Here is a 17,481-nt window from a genome sequence, read left to right as displayed (position 1 = left end):
GATAAACACGACATCGAGCAGGAAAGCGACGCCATTGCCGGCCTCAAGGACGCGAGGTCGAGGCGGTGCGCCGCGTCGATCTCGCCGTCGCAGCGGCGAGATCATCGCGCTGGTCGGCGCCAATGGCGCCGGCAAGAGCTCAACGCTTGGCGCCATTGCCGGGCTGGTCCCGGCCGTCTCGGGGAAAGTGGTCTTCGATGGCGTCGACATCACCGGCCTGGCGCCTGAGGCGATCGCCCGCAAGGGGGTGTCGCTGGTGCCGGAAGGCCGGCGCATTTTCGCCGGCCTGACCGTGGCCGACAATCTGCGTCTCGGCGGTGCGATGCACCTGCCGGCGGTGGAGGCGAGGGTGCGCGAAGAGGAGATGCTGGAGCTGTTTCCGATCCTGCGGCGCTACCACCGTGTCAAGGGCGGCAATCTCTCCGGCGGCGAGCAGCAGATGCTGGCGATCGCTCGCGCATTGATGGGCAAGCCGCGCATGGTGCTGCTCGACGAACCGTCGCTCGGTCTTGCCCCGCAATTGATCGACACGGTCTTCGACCTGATCGCCGAACTGCGCCGCAGCGGGCTGACCATCCTTCTCGTCGAGCAGAACGTGGCGCTGGCGCTGGAGGTCGCCGACCGCGCCATCGTGCTTGCCAATGGCGAGGTGGTGCTGTCGGGCACCGCCAAGGAACTCGCCACCTCGGACCTCGTCCGCCAAGCCTATCTCGGAGCCTGAGCCATGATCGCGCAGCAGATCATCAATGCGGTGAGCCTCGGCGGCGTCTATGCGCTGCTGGCACTTGGTTTGGCGATCGTCTTTTCCATCGTCGGCCTGATCAATTTCGCCCATGGCGAACTGATGACATTGTCGGGCTATGCCTTGCTTGCCGCGCTGGTTTTCGGTCTGCCGTTTCCAGCGGCGGTGCTCGTCGCCGTCTCCTGCGGCGCGCTCGCAGCGGTTGCCATGGAGCGTGTTGCCTTTCGCCCGATGCGCGGCGCCAGCGTCACCAGCCTGCTTCTGACCAGCTTCGCCGTTTCGAGCCTGCTGAAGGTCGTCTTCCAGAACGGCATCTCGGCTCGGCCGCAGCCGGTCGCCATGCCCGGCTGGATGACCGGCGCCTTCTCGTTCGGCGACTTCACCATCGGCGTCGGCCCGAGCATCTCCATCGTTGTCTCGGCCCTGGCCTTGATTGCGCTGGAACTCTTCCTGCTCCGCACGGTGACTGGCACCGCCATGCGCGCCGCGGCCGAGGATTTCAACGTCGTCCGCCTGATGGGCATCCCGGCCAGCCGCATCATCGCCACCGCCTTTTTGCTTTCCGGCCTGCTCGCCGGACTGGCGGCGATGCTGTGGGTGGCGCAGCGCGCTTCCGTCGACCCGCTGATGGGCTTTACCCCAGTGCTGAAGGCGTTCATCGCCGCCGTCGTCGGCGGGCTGGGCAGCCTGCCCGGTGCTGTCGCTGGCGGCTTCCTGCTCGGCATCATCGAAGTGTTGCTGCAGGCGACGCTGCCGGCGGCGGTCGCACCCTACCGCGACGCCATCGTGCTGTCGGGCGTCATCGCCGTGCTGCTGGTGCGGCCGCAAGGCCTGATCCCGGCGGTTCGCGTGCAGCGGAGCTAGAGCATGATCCCGAAAAGTGGGAACCGGTTTTCGGAAAAGATCATGCAACAATAAGAAGGTACTATGTACACGAAACCCGAATTCGCACCGCTGTCGCTGGACGAGGTGTTTGGCCTGTTCGAGGCGGCGGCCTTCGCCACGGTGGTGACATCGGGACCACAGGGGATCGTCGCATCGCATCTGCCCTTCGTGCTCGACCGCGAGCGAAGAGCGAACGGCACGCTGGTGTCGCATCTGGCCCGGCAGAACCCGCACAGCGCGCGGATCGCCGAGGGCAGGGAGACAATGGCAATCTTCCACGGACCGCATGGCTATATCTCGCCATCCTGGTATCCGCGCAACCCGGTGCGCGACAGCGCGCCGACCTGGCATTTCGCCGTCGTCCATTGCCATGGCCGGCCGTTTCAGCTCGACGATCACGCCACCGCCCGGCATCTGCAGCGGCTTGTCGACGTGCTGGAAAAGGACCGCGACGATCGCTGGCGCATGCGCGAACTCGGGCCGGGCGGCATGCAGCGGCGCGTCCCGCATATTCTGGGTTTCGACCTGCCGATCGAACGGCTCGAGGCCAAGTTCAAGATGGGCCAGGACGAACGGCTCTACGACACCAATGCCGCGATTGGCACGCTGGAGCAGAGCGATCCGGCACTGGCGACGATGATGAAGGCGCACAACGCGTATCGCAAGGACTGACCGTTGCAGCAATGCGGGCAAGGACAAAATGATCCCGAATCTCAACATCGTTCCCTTCGTCAGCGTCGACCACATGATGAAGCTGGTGCTGAGGATCGGCGTCGAGCGTTTCCTCACCGAGCTCGCCTTCTATATCGAGGACGATTTCCGCCGCTGGGAGGCCTTCGACAAGTCGCCACGCCTCGCCTCGCATAGCGCCGAGGGCGTTATCGAGCTGATGCCGACCAGCGACGGCGAGGTCTATGGCTTCAAATATGTGAATGGCCATCCGAAGAACATGCGCGAAGGCCGCCAGACGGTGACCGCTTTCGGCATGCTCGCCGACGTCCACAACGGCTACCCGGTGCTGCTGTCGGAAATGACGATCCTGACCGCGCTGCGCACCGCGGCGATGTCGGCACTGGCGGCCAGGCACCTGGCGCCGAAAGATGCCGACTGCATGGCGCTGATCGGCAATGGCGCCCAGGCCGAATTCCAGGCACTGGCCTTCAAGGCCTTGCTCGGTGTGCGCGAATTGCGCTTCTACGACATCGAACGCACGGCGACGGAAAAATGCATCCGCAATCTCACCGGGCTGGGCTTCGACATGGTCGCCTGCCGCTCTACCGAAGAGGCCGTCGAGGGAGCCGGGATCATCACCACCGTCACCGCCGACAAGCAGTATGCCACCATCCTCACCGACAACATGGTCGGCTCGGGCGTCCACATCAACGCCGTCGGCGGCGATTGTCCTGGCAAAACCGAACTGCATCGCGACATCCTGCTGCGCTCCGATATCTTCGTCGAATATCCGCCGCAGACCCGCATCGAGGGCGAGGTCCAGCAGCTTGCACCCGATCATCCGGTGACCGAGCTGTGGCGGGTCATTGCCGGCTTGGCTGAAGGCCGCCGCGATGCCAGCCAGATCACGCTGTTCGATTCCGTCGGCTTCGCCATCGAGGATTTTTCGGCGCTGCGCTATATCAGGGACCAGTTGCCGTCGACCGGCCTCTACCAGCAACTCGACATGCTGGCCGACCCAGACGAGCCGCGCGACCTGTTCGGGATGCTGTTGAGAGCGGCGGCTGCGAAGACCGCGCAGGTGGCGTTGTAGCGCCGGCGGGCGGCACTCAAAATTGTCGATGTCGGCGCCCCTCATCCGGCTGCCGGGCACTTTGTATAGTGACGGGGAGAAGGGCGCCATCACCAAGGATTTCGCCAATCTCCAGCGTTGCAGAAAGGGAGCCGAGGCCGCGGCCAGCTTCCCTTCTCCCCGTCACTATACGGGGAGAGAAGCCGGCAGGCGGATGAGGGGCAGCGCAAACATCGAGCCATTGCCCTGAGCCTTCCCGCCCCAGGGGTGACAGCGGCAGACAAATCCCGTATACTCACATAAAGATGTCTTTATGTCGCTTAAGCGCGACCGTCGCCCTGAGGACGAAATATGTCGCAAAACCCATCATCGCTGGACGATCTGTTCGGCCCCGTCGCGGCCAAGCCCGACGGTTCGGAAGTGCTTGCTGCGCTGACGGCGGCGGCGCGCGAACGCATCCTCATCCTCGATGGCGCCATGGGCACGCAGATCCAGGGCCTGGGCTTCGACGAGAACCATTTCCGTGGCGACAAATTTGCAGAGTGCGCCTGCCATCAGCAGGGCAACAACGACCTGCTGATCTTGACGCAGCCCAAGGCGATCGAGGAGATTCACTATCAATACGCCATCGCGGGGGCGGACATTCTTGAAACCAACACCTTCTCCTCGACCTCCATCGCCCAGGCTGATTACGGCATGGAGGACGCGGTCTACGCTCTGAACCGCGACGGTGCACGGCTGGTGCGCAGGGCAGCGGCAAGGGCCGAGCAGGAGGACGGCAAGCGTCGTTTCGTCGCCGGTGCGCTGGGGCCGACCAACCGCACCGCCTCGATGTCGCCGGACGTCAACAATCCCGGTTACCGCGCCGTGACGTTCGACGAATTGCGCCTTGCCTATGGCGAGCAGCTGCGCGGTCTCATCGACGGCGGCGCCGACATCATCCTGATCGAGACCATATTTGATACGCTGAACGCCAAGGCGGCAATCTTCGCGGCAGAAGAGATCTTCATCGAGAAGGACGTGCGTCTGCCGGTGATGATTTCCGGCACGATAACCGACCTGTCCGGTCGCACCCTGTCGGGCCAGACGCCGACGGCTTTCTGGCATTCGGTCCGCCACGCCAACCCCTTCACCATAGGCCTCAATTGCGCGCTGGGCGCCAAGGCCATGCGCGCGCATTTGGACGAAATATCCGGCGTCGCCGACACCTTTGTTTGCGCCTATCCGAATGCCGGCCTGCCCAATGAATTCGGCCAATATGACGAAAGCCCGGAGTTCATGGCCGCGCAGATCGAGGATTTCGCGCGCGACGGCCTGGTCAATATCGTCGGTGGCTGCTGCGGCTCGACGCCCGACCACATCCGCGCCATCGCACAGGCCGTGAAGAAATATCCGCCGCGCGCTGTTCCCGACATCGAGCCGAAGATGCGCCTATCGGGGCTCGAGCCGTTCACGCTGACCGACGAGATTCCGTTCGTCAATGTCGGCGAGCGCACCAACGTCACCGGCTCGGCGAAATTCAGGAAGCTGATCACCGCGGGCGACTATGCCGCCGCGCTCGAAATCGCCCGCGACCAGGTCGCCAATGGCGCACAGATCATCGACATCAACATGGACGAAGGCCTGATCGATTCGAAGGAGGCAATGGTCTGTTATCTCAACCTGATCGCCGCCGAGCCGGACATCGCCCGTGTACCCGTGATGATCGACAGCTCCAAATGGGAAATCATCGAAGCCGGCCTGAAATGCGTGCAGGGCAAGCCGCTGGTCAATTCCATCTCGATGAAGGAGGGCGAGGAGGCTTTTCTGCACCATGCGAAGCTCGTCCGCGCGTATGGCGCGGCGGTGGTCGTCATGGCCTTCGACGAGGACGGCCAGGCCGACACCCAGGCGCGCAAGGTCGAAATCTGCACCCGCGCCTACAGACTGTTGATCGAGCAGGCCGGATTCCCGCCCGAGGACATCGTTTTCGACCCGAACATCTTTGCCATCGCCACCGGCATCGACGAGCACAACAATTACGGCGTCGACTTCATCGAAGCCGCCAGGCAGATCACCGCGACGCTTCCCCATGTCCACATATCGGGCGGCGTGTCGAACCTCTCCTTCTCGTTTCGCGGCAACGAGCCGGTGCGCGAGGCCATGCATGCCGTGTTCCTCTACCATGCCATCCAGGCCGGCATGGACATGGGCATCGTCAACGCCGGACAGCTTGCCGTCTATGACACCATCGATCCGGAACTGCGCGAAGCCTGCGAGGACGTCGTCAACAACCGCCAGCCGAAGGGCGGCGGCAGCGCGACCGAACGCCTGCTGCAACTCGCCGAACGTTTTAGGGGCACGGCGGGCAAGGAAGCGCAGGAACGCGATCTCGCCTGGCGCGACTGGCCGGTCGAGCAGCGCATTTCGCACGCACTGGTCAACGGCATCACCGAATTCATCGACCAGGACACGGACGAGGCGCGGCGCGCCGCCGAGCGTCCGCTGCACGTCATCGAAGGTCCGCTGATGGCAGGCATGAATGTCGTCGGCGACCTGTTCGGCGCGGGAAAGATGTTCCTGCCGCAAGTGGTGAAATCCGCCCGCGTCATGAAACAGGCCGTCGCCGGCCTGCTGCCGCACATGGAGGCGGAGAAGCTGGCGAATGCCGCCAAAGGCGTCGACACCGGCGAGCGCCAGACCGCCGGCAAGATCCTGATGGCGACGGTGAAGGGCGATGTCCACGACATCGGCAAGAACATCGTCGGCGTGGTTCTGGCCTGCAACAATTACGAGATCATCGACCTCGGCGTCATGGTGCCGGCGGCAAAGATCCTGCAGACGGCGCGCGAGCTAAAGGTCGACATCATCGGCCTGTCCGGCCTGATCACGCCCTCGCTCGACGAGATGGCGCACATGGCCGCCGAGATGGAGCGCGAGGGTTTTGACATTCCGCTGTTGATCGGCGGTGCTACGACCAGCCGCGTGCATACCGCAGTAAAGATCCATCCGCGCTATATCAGTGGCCAGACCGTCTATGTCGCCGATGCCAGCCGCGCGGTCGGCGTGGTGTCGGCACTTTTGTCGAACGAGACCAGGGGCGGTTATGTCGACAACGTTCGCGCCGAATACAAGAAGGTCGCCGATGCGCATGCGCGCAGCGAAGCCGACAAGCAGCGCCTGCCGCTGGCCAAGGCGCGGGCCAACGCCCACCGGATCGACTGGTCGGCCTACGCGCCGCCAAAACCGTCCTTCCTCGGCCTGAAAACCTTCGAAGCCTGGGATCTGGCCGAGCTCGCGCGCTATATCGACTGGACGCCGTTCTTCCAGACCTGGGAGCTGAAGGGGCGCTATCCCAAAATCCTAGACGACGAGGCGCAAGGGCCGGCGGCACGCCAGCTCTTCGACGACGCCCAGGCGATGCTGGCCAAGATCATTGCGGAAAAATGGTTCGTGCCAAAGGGCGTCATCGGCTTCTGGCCGGCGAATACCGTCGGCGACGACATCAGGCTGTTCACCGATGATGCCAGGTCGCAGGAACTGGCGACCTTCTTCACGCTGCGCCAGCAGCTGACCAAGCGGGACGGCAAGGCGAACGTCGCGCTAGCGGATTTCGTCGCGCCATTGGACAGCGGCAGGGCCGACTATCTCGGCGGCTTCATCGTCACCGCCGGCATCGAGGAAGCGGCGATCGCCGAGCGCTTCGAACGGGCCAACGACGACTACTCGTCGATCATGGTCAAGGCGCTTGCCGACCGTTTCGCCGAGGCCTTCGCCGAGCGCCTGCACGAGAAGGTGCGCAAGGAGTTCTGGGCCTATGCCCCGGATGAGGATCTGGCGCCGGACGAGCTGATCGGCGAACCCTATCGCGGTATTCGCCCGGCGCCCGGCTATCCGGCGCAGCCCGACCACACCGAGAAAGCGACGCTGTTCCGCCTGCTCGACGGCGAGCGCAACGCCGGCGTCAGCCTGACCGAGAGCTTTGCGATGTGGCCCGGCTCCTCCGTGTCCGGCATCTACCTGTCGCATCCCGAAAGCTATTATTTCGGCGTGGCCAAGGTCGAGCGCGACCAGGTCGAGGACTATGCGCGCCGCAAGGCCATGCCGCTCGCCGAGGTCGAGCGCTGGCTCGGCCCTATACTCAACTATGTGCCGACCCCCTTCGCAGAAGCCGCGCAGTAAGGCAGCAGCTTTTGACCTGGCCATCGCGGCCGATGACCAGGTGCGTCGCTTCGAGAGCAATGGCCTGGCCCGCTCATCATGCGATGAAAGGAGAGCCCTATGCAGACCCCGACTGCAGAAGAAACGAAATCCGCAAAGGCCTGGATGACCTGGTGCAGTAGAAGCCCTGATGGCACACTATGCCGCGGCTACTGTCGTATTCGACATCAGGCCGCCGCTGCGGATCGAGAGCGCCGATGCCTATCGAACGAACTTCGAGGCGTGGTTTGCCTCGGTTGACGGTCCGATCGATTATGAGGTGCTCGAGCTGCTCGTCACGGTCAGAGACGACGTGGCGTTCTGCCATGGTCTGTGCCACGTCAGAAGCAAAAGATCCAACGGCGAGAAGGCCGACTATTGGGTGCGGGTGACGTCGGGTTTGCGCAAGATGAGCGACCGCTGGATGATCACGCACGAACACATATCCATGCCGATCGATCTCCGGACAATGCAGGCACAGCCGGAGTTTCAGTCGTAGCTGCGCGGACGTTTCGCACGACAACAAATTTCTTCCGGCGCTGCCCGTCGACCGACCTCGCCAAGAGGCTTGCCGAAATCGCTGACCCAATCGATCGGGGCCGGTGAAGCGCGAGGCTTGCACAAAGGGCAAAGGTGGGTCGGTCGCAGCACCCTGCGCACACGCGGTTTCAGTTCAGCCCAGGTGGTGCGCCGTACCGCCTCGGATTGACGCGCGACACTTTAGCTGCAAGGTATATTAACGTTCTGTTTACCATATTTTAGTCTCGGGGACTTGAGGGGGCAATTTGGAACCGTTTCTGGGCGCGAACCGCCTTAATTGGGATGATCGGGCCGAACTGCATTCGACCGACACAACGGGCAGCTACCACATCGAAAATGTGCTCGCTGGCGGATCCAATCTCTATGAGCTGGAAACGCGCGAGGTCGGTGACATTGTCGGCAAGGATATGGTCCATTTGCAATGCCATATCGGGCTCGACACGATCAGCTTGAAGAATCTGGGCGCCGGCAGCGTGACCGGCCTCGACTTTTCACCGACGGCGATCGCAGCAGCGCGGGATTTCGCTGCAAAGGCAGGCACTGACGTGCGCTTCGTGGAGGCGCCACTGTTCGAGGCAGTCGAAGCGCTTGGCCGGACCTTTGACATCGCTTACGTTACCTGGGGTTCGGTAAACTGGCTTGACGACGTGTTCCGTTGGGCGCGGGTGGTTGCCGATCTCCTGCGGCCCGGCGGCCGGCTCTATCTCGCCGAGGGCCATCCGTTGATGTTCCAGTGTGACCGCAAGGCTGCGGCGCTGGAGTTCAAGCATGACTGGCGAACGCCAATAGCTCGACCACTCGCATGGAACGAGGAACTCACCTATACCGGCGACGACCGCATCTTGAAACATCCGCGCTACTATGAGTGGATTCATCCGGTCAGCGACGTGGTGAACGCGCTGATTTCAGCTGGGCTGACGCTGGATTTTCTCAATGAGCATGACACGGTTTCGTGGCAGCACTTTTCATTTGCCGTGAGGGCCGGCAAGGATATGTACGGCCTGCCAGAGAACTCTCCCAAGATCCCAATGGCCTATTCCATTGGCGCGACGAAACGTAGCGTCGGCAAGATACCCTACCTGGTCACCGCCAAGGCGATTGAGGGCCACTAATGCATGTCGCGCAAAAGCATGCCCTCGGGCTTGAACCGGGGCTTGAACCGAGGGTGTGCAGCGGTTTTGCGATAACTACATGCATCAAACAAAACCTGAAGCGCATTGCATGATTCCATTCAGCCGCGACGCGCTTTAAGGCGTCAGCGGGAGCCGCAGGTCCGTGTCAGCCGCTCCGGCCACCTCAGGCGGTTAAAGGGTGCAAAATTTTTTAGGACCCGTGAAGGTCAAAATTAAACATTGATAGCTAATATACCTTGGTCGGGTTGGCCCAGAACCTGAATAGTATCTGAGGAATCGCCTATTGGCTCCTTTCCGCGCTAGGTTCGGCGGTATCAAGAAGGCCGTTTTCTCGTCGGCAAATATCCCGGCGGCAATGGCGGTGATCGTTATTGCCGTTGGCGCAGCGTTCGCGGACCACCAGAACAAAGTCGTCTCGGATCAAGCCGCTCGAGCGGATGTCCTGGCCAAGGTCAATCTTATCCGCGCCAAGCTTGAAGGCAACATCAACGGAAACCTTCAACTGGTGCAGGGACTGGTCGCGGCGGTCGTGACTGAGCCCTATATGGGACAGCAACGCTTCGCCTCGCTGGCGAGCAACCTGTTTGGCAGGGGCTCGCAATTGAAGAATATTGCCGGCGCGCCCGATCTGGTCATTTCTCTGATGTACCCGATGAATGGCAACGACAAGGCGATAGGCCTCGATTACCGCAAGGACGAGCGGCAGCGTCTGGCCGCGCTACGGGCGCGAGACAAGCGCGAGCTAATTCTTGCCGGTCCCGTCGACTTGAGGCAGGGAGGGCAAGGCTTCGTCGGCCGTATTCCGGTCTTTGTACGTAGTGCGGGCAACACCGAAAGGTTCTGGGGCATCATTTCGGCCGTTGTCGACGTTCAGCGCCTTTATAAGGCGAGCGGCCTGCTTGACGATGATCTCGGGATTGACATAGCGCTGATCGGTAAGGACGCCCTCGGTCCAGGCGGAGAGCAATTCTTCGGCAATGAGCGCGTCGCCAAGAGCAATCCGGTGACAGCCGACGTCCTGCTTCCGTCCGGTTCGTGGCGGATCGCAGCCATTCCCAAAAACGGCTGGCCTTCGACGCCCGACAACGCGTGGTTCTTGCGCGCCATCATGGCGGTGGCCGGGGCGTTGGTTGTGATCCCATTCCTGGTTACCGGTCGCCTGATTGGCGAGAGACAGCGCAACTATGCGGAACTGAGTCGATTGTCGAGGCGCCTGGAACTCGCTCTGGAAGCGTCGGCTATTGGCGTCTGGGAACACGATCTCGCGACCAACGAACTGGCGTGGGACGAACGCGTCAATGAAATATACGGCAAACCAGTTGGGGAGCACCGCGGCTACCTGGACTGGGCCGGAGCAATCCACCCGGATGATTTGGCTGGCGCCAACGCCGATTTCGACCGCGCGATGGCCGACGGCGGGCCATATTTGTCGGAGTACCGGATTATTCGGCCGGATGGCCAGATTCGCCATGTCCGATCCAAGGCGATAATTTACCGGCACGCAAACGACACCCCAAAAATGATTGGCGCCGAATGGGATGTGACAGCCGACGTCCTGCTGAACAAGGACCTGGTTCGCGCAAAACAGCTTTCCGAGTCGAAAAATGCAGAACTCGAATCGGCCAAGGCGCGCATAGAGCACATTGCGCTCCACGATTCGCTGACCGGTTTGCCCAACCGGCGTTACCTCGACCAGGTGCTGGAAGATTACGCGGCAAACGCCAGGCGGACCGGCGGGTATGCGGCACTGCTCCACATTGATCTCGATCGGTTCAAGCACATTAACGATACGCTTGGCCACGCCGCAGGCGACGCAATGCTGGTTCACGCCTCGACCGTCCTCCGATCCAAGGTCGATGGCGAGGGATTCGTCGCTCGGATCGGAGGAGACGAATTCATCGTCCTGTGCGTGGTGCATGACGATATCGAGCAACTGGCGCTGCTCGCTGACCGCGTCATCAGCCAGATGCGGGAACCGGTCTACTATCAGGGCCATCGATGCCGTTTTGGTGTGAGTGTGGGAATTGCAGTCGATAACGGAAAAGATGTCGAAGCCAAACACCTGCTGGTCAACGCTGACATCGCGCTTTACCGAGCAAAGAGTCGTGGGCGCAATCGATACGAGTTCTTCACCGAGGCGATGCAAAGCGAGATCGTCGAGACAAAACGGATTGCCGACGAAATTCTCGGCGGCCTTGAGCGCAACGAGTTCATTCCCTTTTACCAGCCGCAATTTGACGCAAAAACGCTTGAAATTGTTGGGGTTGAGGCGCTGGCGCGATGGCGGCATCCGGAGAAGGGCATTTTGGCGCCCGACGTCTTCCTAAGGATTGCGGAAGAATTGAATGTCGTCTCGATCATCGATCGAAACATATTGGAGCAATCGCTTTTGGATCTCGAAGGGTGGTCTGCTGCGAATCTCCATATTCCGCGGGTGTCAGTCAACGTTTCAGCACGCCGCCTTCAGGATGAGGAACTCATAAAGAGTCTTAGGGAACTAAATATCAAGAAGGGAACAGTTGCATTCGAGCTCGTTGAGTCAATTTTCCTTGACGAAAATGATGATTTTGTTACCTGGAATCTTGAGCAGATAAAAGAGCTCGGCATTGACATAGAAATAGACGATTTTGGCACGGGCTATGCCTCTATAGTCAGCTTGCTCAAGCTGCAGCCTCGCCGGTTGAAGATAGATCGCCAACTGGTCATTCCTATTGTCAAATCGCCGCAACGAAGGCAGGTCGTCTCATCGATCATTGAAATCGGCAAATCCCTGGGTATCGAGGTCGTAGCCGAGGGTGTCGAGACGATGGAGCACGCACAGACACTCAAGAGCTTGGGCTGCGACATACTGCAGGGTTATGCCTTCGGGCATGCGTTGGATGCCGACGGACTAAAGGCCTTCGTTCGATCTCGGCGTCTGCGCACGGAACGGGTTTTGGATGAACCGCTCCGATTGGGTAGAGTATAAGCGCATAAGCCTCACGTCACAGAGTAGCGCTTCGCTTGAGTCTTGGGATTTGGAGATTGGCGGATCACGGCAGCGAAGTTCTGGGGGCCTATGCACCCGATGAGACCTGGCCCCGGACAAGCTGATCGGCGAGCCCTATCTCGGCATCGGCCCGGCAACGGAGGCAGGACCAAACGCACAATGGCAGCCTTGGCGGTTGTCCAGGCAATGGCGCGGATATGTCGGCAGACGATCGATGATCTACCGGATTAACTGGGAACTAGTCGCGATGTTGCTCGCCGGTTGCGAAGGGGCGCTGTCCTTCATCATGAGGGGGATGTGAAACGTCCGGCTCTTCTGCAGGACGTCGTTGCCGATCGCCCGGCAATCGCAGCGGCCGGCGAAGCAGGCCGAAGTGCACTTGTCACTGACCAGGGAACGATATCGGTCCCCATGTGTTAGAAATCCATGGACACTTTGGAACCCCAGGGCCACGGGACGGTGGCCGACATTTTGACGTCGGAAGTTGCCAATGCCAGGCAGCGCATTCACCGGACCGAGCTCGCGCTTCAACGCACTGAAGAAATGCTGGCCGAGAACCTGGCGCTGCGCAACAGGATACGAACTGCGGTCGAGGCCGCAGACCGCTTGGTGAAGATCGATCCCCCCAGCTTTGAAGGACGTCGCGCGGGTTGAACTGGGCCGGCGCTTCATTCGTCGCGCCCTTCAGGCCACCAGCCCATCACTCTCGCTCCAGAACTTTGCCAACCACATCTACGTCTGGGCTGCACGCTCGCGAACAGCCGGAACCAACGGCGACCACAAGCGGTTTACCAATCAAAGGGACCGCAATGGATTCGGAATAATGGAACTTTTAGATATGGAACTGGCGCGAGCCCGACAGCGGCTTAATCGGGCAGAGCGCTCCCTTGAGCGTGCGAACGAGATGCTGGATGATGACTGCGGTGTTGGCATCAATATCGCGCTGTGCAGCAGGATACGGGCTGCGCAACAGCGCGTAATTGAGGCCAGGTCGCGGTTGACGAAGATCGATCCCACCAGCGCTGACGGAGTTCGCACGGGTTGATCCGGCCCGTCGACGTGCCGCCTCGGGCATATAGGACGATCGGTTCGGCACTCCGGCGGTCGCGCACCAAGCAAGCCAACGCACTGCTTGAGGCGACGCGTTCGGTCCTAAGGCCAACCATTTTGCATGGCGATCTAACGAATGGCGGGTGCACAGCAGATCCTCGTTGCTGGCGCTACTGCCGCATTTTGGTCCAATTCACACCGTGCTGTCCAGTTTCCCTTCGCGATTCCCTTTGCTTGCGCTCGATCGGATCGTGGCCAAACCACCAAGGCTGATTTCCAGCCTCGAAGTGCACCATACATCGCTATCTCGGATCGCCTCCGATCATCTACCGATCATGGCACGATTAAATCTCCAGGGGATTCGACAGCTACATTTGCAACCAGATTACCTTTGTAGGGTTCTTGCTACAAATTTTGAGCAAGGCCGGGTTTCTATCGCTGAAGGGTAGAAAATTTTATGGAAGTATCCATTACGCGGATTGCACACGACAACATCAAAGCAGGCAAGAGCGGCTTGCTGCTGGTTCCGGACAATTATGACGCCTTCGCCGGGCGCGTTCTGGCGGCAAGGAGTGCCGTTCGCAGTCTCGATCTCATGTACTACCTTTGGCACGATGACCACACTGGCCGCTTGCTCTTGCAGGAAGTTTTCCGGGCCGCTGAGCGCGGCGTGCGAGTTCGCATGCTCCTGGATGACGCCAATCCGCGAAAGAACGATGCGGCCTATCTGGCTTTGAGCAATCATCCAAACATCGAGTTGAAGTTGTTTAATCCGAGCGGCGTCAGGCAACGCAGCGTCATGCGCGGTGTGGAAATTGTATTGCGACTATTTGCGTTGACCCGGAGGATGCACAACAAGGCATGGATCGCTGACGACAACGTTGCTATCGTAGGCGGGCGCAACGTTGGCGATGCCTATTTCGACGCAGCAGAAACCAACTTTCGCGACTTAGACGTGCTGCTCCTCGGTCCTGCCGTGCAGCAAACCGCCCAAATATTTGAGGCATTCTGGGCTTGCGAGGACGCGAAATCAATCAGTGTCCTGGGTCCAGCCGCGGGGAACGAGCATTCCGATTTGTTTTCAGGAAGCGATCTCGAAACCGAATCAATGCTTTTGAACGGGATCGGTGACCGAGGGTCCATCGCAGAGTTCATCGCGGCCAGCAACGACGTGCATTGGGTGGATCGAGTTCGGGTGATTTCCGATCCTCCAGAGAAGGTGAGAGGTTGGAGACGTCGCAGCTGGCTTACCAAGGAGTTGCTTCCCCTCATAAAGTCGGCGCGCAACAATCTGGAAATTGTATCTCCCTATTTCATCCCTGGCAAAAGGGGCTCCGCGGTCCTGATGGACCTCGTCAGCAATGGGGTTGACGTTTCCGTTTTGACCAATTCCTTGGCCGCTACAGACGTCGCCGCGGTTCATGGGGCTTATGCAAACTATCGCAAGCGATTGCTGAGGAAAGGCGTAAGACTGTTCGAGCTCCAGCCCTTCACTCGCGGTCAGGGAATTTCGGTTTTTGGCTCCAAGGGTGCCAGTCTGCACACCAAATCGTTCACGGTTGACGACAGGGCTGGGTTCGTCGGTTCCTTCAATTTTGATCCCCGGTCAGTGTCTTTGAACTCGGAGATGGGCGTGCTCTTTGAGGATGCCGAATTAGTCGGTGAACTTCGGCGCTTTTTTCAAGCGGAGATATCACTAGAAACCAGCTATCGGCTGGAACTAAAGAACAATGTGCTGCACTGGCATGGATGCGAAGAAGGCAAACTCCAAGAATACACACACGAACCAGAGGCCGGAATTTTTCGCCGGGTTCTGGCGGCCTTGGTCCGCCACCTTCCGGTTGAGTCTCAGCTTTAGCCAGACCCACTAAGATAGCATAGGTGCTAACGGCGGGATCGACGCGGCGTTCTTGCCGCGCCCGGTACGGCATACCTGAAGAACGGCGACGTGAATGTGCCAAGCACAGCGCCCCGGGGCCGCGGTGGAAAGGCCGGGAGCATGAAGCATCCCCCCTCTGGCAATTGTCAGCTTGCTGCCGCCAATCGCGTGAAGACGATGGTGACCTTCGTCCCTTCGCTGGCGCTCGAGGCGACGTTGAACTTTGCCTTGGCGTTCTCTGTCAGCGAGCGCGCGATCAGCGCGCCGAGCTTGCCGGGCTTGGGCCATGTCTCCCCTTCCGGCAGGCCGATACCGTCGTCCGCAACTATCACCAGGCAGCCGTCCCCATCGGCGATGCTGTGCAGCTTTATCGTCCCGCCTTCACGCCCTTGGAATGCATGCTTGAGTGCATTTGTGAGCAATTCGTTCACGACCAGTCCCGTTGGCATGGCGACGTTGATCGATACCGGATAGGTATCCACCTTCATGTCGAGGCGGATCCCCTCAACTGCATGCGACCCCATCACCGCGGAGGCGATCTGGCTAAGATAAACGCCGAGATCGACCTCATCCTTCTGCTCGTCTGCCGATAGCGTCTGGTAGAGGATCGCCAGAGCCTCGACGCGGCCGGCGAGCCTCTCAAATCTTTTCTGGTCGGGCTCGGTCGCGTTACGGGTTTCTAGACGGATCAATGCGGTGATCATCTGTAAGTTGTTCTTCACCCGGTGCTGCAGTTCGCGCAACAGGGTGTCCTTCTCGCGGACGCGATCCTCCACCAAGCGCGCTTCTTCAGATTCGCCATGGGATGAGACGTCGACCAGAGCCACCAGTCGGAAGCAGTTCGTGCCGTTATCGTCCACGATGATGTTTGAATAAACGTCGACAAGAGCCGGGTTGGCCCCGACGGGCTCCAGCCAGAAAGTGCCGACGAAATCGGTTTCCTCGACCAAGGCCTCGGGCAGAGGCCGGCCCTTCTGCTGGTGGATGCCAATGCCGGAAAGTGCTCCCCAGTTTTGCCGGGTAAGCTCGGCTGCCTTCAGGCCTGACACTTTTTCGAATTCTGGATTAGCATAGACGACGCGCTCCTTCGCGCCTAAGTCCGACACGGCGATAGCGATCGGCACCTGGTCAAGAAATTTTTTGAACTGCTCGCTTTCCAGCGCGGTGGCAAGGTCCGGTGTGTCGAGCAATTGCTCAACTGCCTCAGCCTTGTCTGAATCTGATGTCATCTTGGTCGCCTGTGCTTTGCGTGGGAGCCTCAGTCTCAGTCATGCACTTTGCTCGATACCGACAACGCTGGAAGCGGCTGCGCGATGTCAGGAGCAGGACGAGCCCGCGTCACGGAGCGGCAGAGCCATGGGCAACACAGGCCGTCTTGCTGAGAGTTCAGTCAACCTTGCGTCACTTTGCACGGCCACGACCTTTTTTCCAACAGCGTTGTGCCAAAATCCCGTCTCTGCCAATCGAAATTGACGATCTGCACGTCGCCGGAACTGCCGACAGAATATTTCCGCCATTTGCAATGGGCTCACCTGGCAGCGGCGGCGCCGGTGGCGGCATGCGGTGGCCAAACCGCACCCCGCATGTGCTCATCCAGGTCTGGCTGCTTCGCCGCGACACGATCGGGCGAAACGGTATGCTGCGCCGGTTCCGGCCGCCTTGGAGTTGCCCGGGTGGCTCGCGGGACCTATCGGGTCATCGCCTGGGATACCGCGGCCGGCAGGCAAACGGGGGAATGGCAAGCGAATTCCGACATGGCTGAAACTTGATGTGCCGCCGTTCTCTGCCAATGTCGCGCTTGCCATTCGCCGAACCTGAGCAGGATGGAGACTGCGCCTGAAGGTATTCATTTGCTCGCTGATCTGACTTGTCATTGCCCAAGGTCTTTGCAACTTCGTCGCCAATGCCGATGTCAGTGATCTGCGCCAAGCGAAGTTGCGCGGAGATCTCACGAGATCTGCGCATTAGGTGTTGCGCTCTCCCGAACGCGACTGCTGGTTGGCAGCATCGGCCGATCCGCCCAGCGTGTCGGCGACCGTGGCACCTCGCGCACCCATTGGCTGCTGCGCACCTGTGGTGGTGTCCTTGGCTGTCTGGTGCTCCATCTCGGCATTCAGCTCCGCCCCCACAATCAGGACAATCACAGAGATCCAGGTCCACATCATCAAGCCGATGACTGCCCCCAGGGCTCCATACGTCGCGTTGTAGTCGGCGAAGTTCTCAAGATAATAGGAAAACCCTATCGAGACCGCGATCCACACCCCAGCCGCGAGGAAGGCGCCCCATGTCGCCCATTGCCACTTTGCCCTTTCGCGGCTGGGGCCGTAGCGGTAGATCAGC

12 protein-coding genes and 1 pseudogene are annotated in these 17,481 nt (G+C 60.5%); 11 read left to right on the top strand and 2 right to left on the bottom strand.

The genetic code is table 11. The features are described 5' to 3' along the window. Positions 1-65: 65 nt before the first annotated feature. From AC0L18_RS28900 to AC0L18_RS28850, 11 genes and pseudogenes are all read left to right on the top strand, one after another. Positions 66-721: pseudogene (locus tag AC0L18_RS28900) on the top strand (ABC transporter ATP-binding protein). 3 nt (positions 722-724) lie between these two features. Then, on the top strand, positions 725-1,606 hold the full coding sequence (locus tag AC0L18_RS28895) for a branched-chain amino acid ABC transporter permease (RefSeq protein WP_473495218.1): 882 nt from the start codon (positions 725-727) through the stop codon (positions 1,604-1,606). A 63-nt stretch (positions 1,607-1,669) separates the two neighbouring features. Beyond that, entirely contained in the window at positions 1,670-2,299 is a 630-nt protein-coding gene (locus AC0L18_RS28890) for an FMN-binding negative transcriptional regulator (protein ID WP_473495217.1), read from the top strand. 28 nt (positions 2,300-2,327) lie between these two features. Continuing rightward, on the top strand, positions 2,328-3,392 hold the full coding sequence (locus AC0L18_RS28885; RefSeq protein ID WP_473495216.1) for an ornithine cyclodeaminase: 1,065 nt from the start codon (positions 2,328-2,330) through the stop codon (positions 3,390-3,392). Positions 3,393-3,722: 330 nt separating this feature from the next. Continuing rightward, the gene (metH, locus tag AC0L18_RS28880; protein WP_473495215.1) at positions 3,723-7,532 is read left to right on the top strand and encodes a methionine synthase; all 3,810 of its coding nucleotides are present in this window, start codon (positions 3,723-3,725) and stop codon (positions 7,530-7,532) included. Between the two features lie 169 nt (positions 7,533-7,701). Beyond that, on the top strand, positions 7,702-8,049 hold the full coding sequence (locus tag AC0L18_RS28875) for a YybH family protein (RefSeq protein WP_473495214.1): 348 nt from the start codon (positions 7,702-7,704) through the stop codon (positions 8,047-8,049). 286 nt (positions 8,050-8,335) lie between these two features. Further along, on the top strand, positions 8,336-9,202 hold the full coding sequence (locus tag AC0L18_RS28870) for a class I SAM-dependent methyltransferase (protein WP_473495213.1): 867 nt from the start codon (positions 8,336-8,338) through the stop codon (positions 9,200-9,202). Positions 9,203-9,578: 376 nt separating this feature from the next. Beyond that, positions 9,579-12,191 (top strand): bifunctional diguanylate cyclase/phosphodiesterase, encoded by a 2,613-nt coding sequence (locus tag AC0L18_RS28865; RefSeq protein WP_473495240.1) that lies wholly within the window; start codon positions 9,579-9,581, stop codon positions 12,189-12,191. Positions 12,192-12,638: 447 nt separating this feature from the next. Next, the gene (locus AC0L18_RS28860) at positions 12,639-12,866 is read left to right on the top strand and encodes a hypothetical protein (RefSeq protein WP_023803181.1); all 228 of its coding nucleotides are present in this window, start codon (positions 12,639-12,641) and stop codon (positions 12,864-12,866) included. Next, positions 12,844-13,257, top strand: a complete 414-nt coding sequence (locus tag AC0L18_RS28855) for a hypothetical protein (protein ID WP_473495212.1) — start codon at positions 12,844-12,846, stop codon at positions 13,255-13,257. Before AC0L18_RS28860 ends, AC0L18_RS28855 begins: the two co-directional genes overlap by 23 nt. 462 nt (positions 13,258-13,719) lie before the next feature. Further along, positions 13,720-15,120: a phospholipase D family protein gene (locus AC0L18_RS28850; protein ID WP_473495211.1), complete on the top strand. Its 1,401-nt coding sequence runs from the start codon at positions 13,720-13,722 to the stop codon at positions 15,118-15,120. A 167-nt stretch (positions 15,121-15,287) separates the two neighbouring features. On the opposite strand, the gene AC0L18_RS28845 is transcribed toward AC0L18_RS28850, so the two are convergent. Together AC0L18_RS28845 and AC0L18_RS28840 are read right to left on the bottom strand one after the other, a co-directional pair. Further along, complete coding sequence (locus tag AC0L18_RS28845; RefSeq protein WP_473495210.1) at positions 15,288-16,370, bottom strand: histidine kinase dimerization/phosphoacceptor domain -containing protein; 1,083 nt, start codon at positions 16,368-16,370, stop codon at positions 15,288-15,290. Positions 16,371-17,105: 735 nt separating this feature from the next. Further along, positions 17,106-17,481 (bottom strand): YihY/virulence factor BrkB family protein (locus AC0L18_RS28840; RefSeq protein WP_473495209.1); only part of this gene is annotated, 376 nt, incomplete at its 5' end.

This window comes from Mesorhizobium sp. WSM4819 (assembly GCF_055811215.1).
This window is presented reverse-complemented; position numbering and strand designations above follow the sequence as displayed.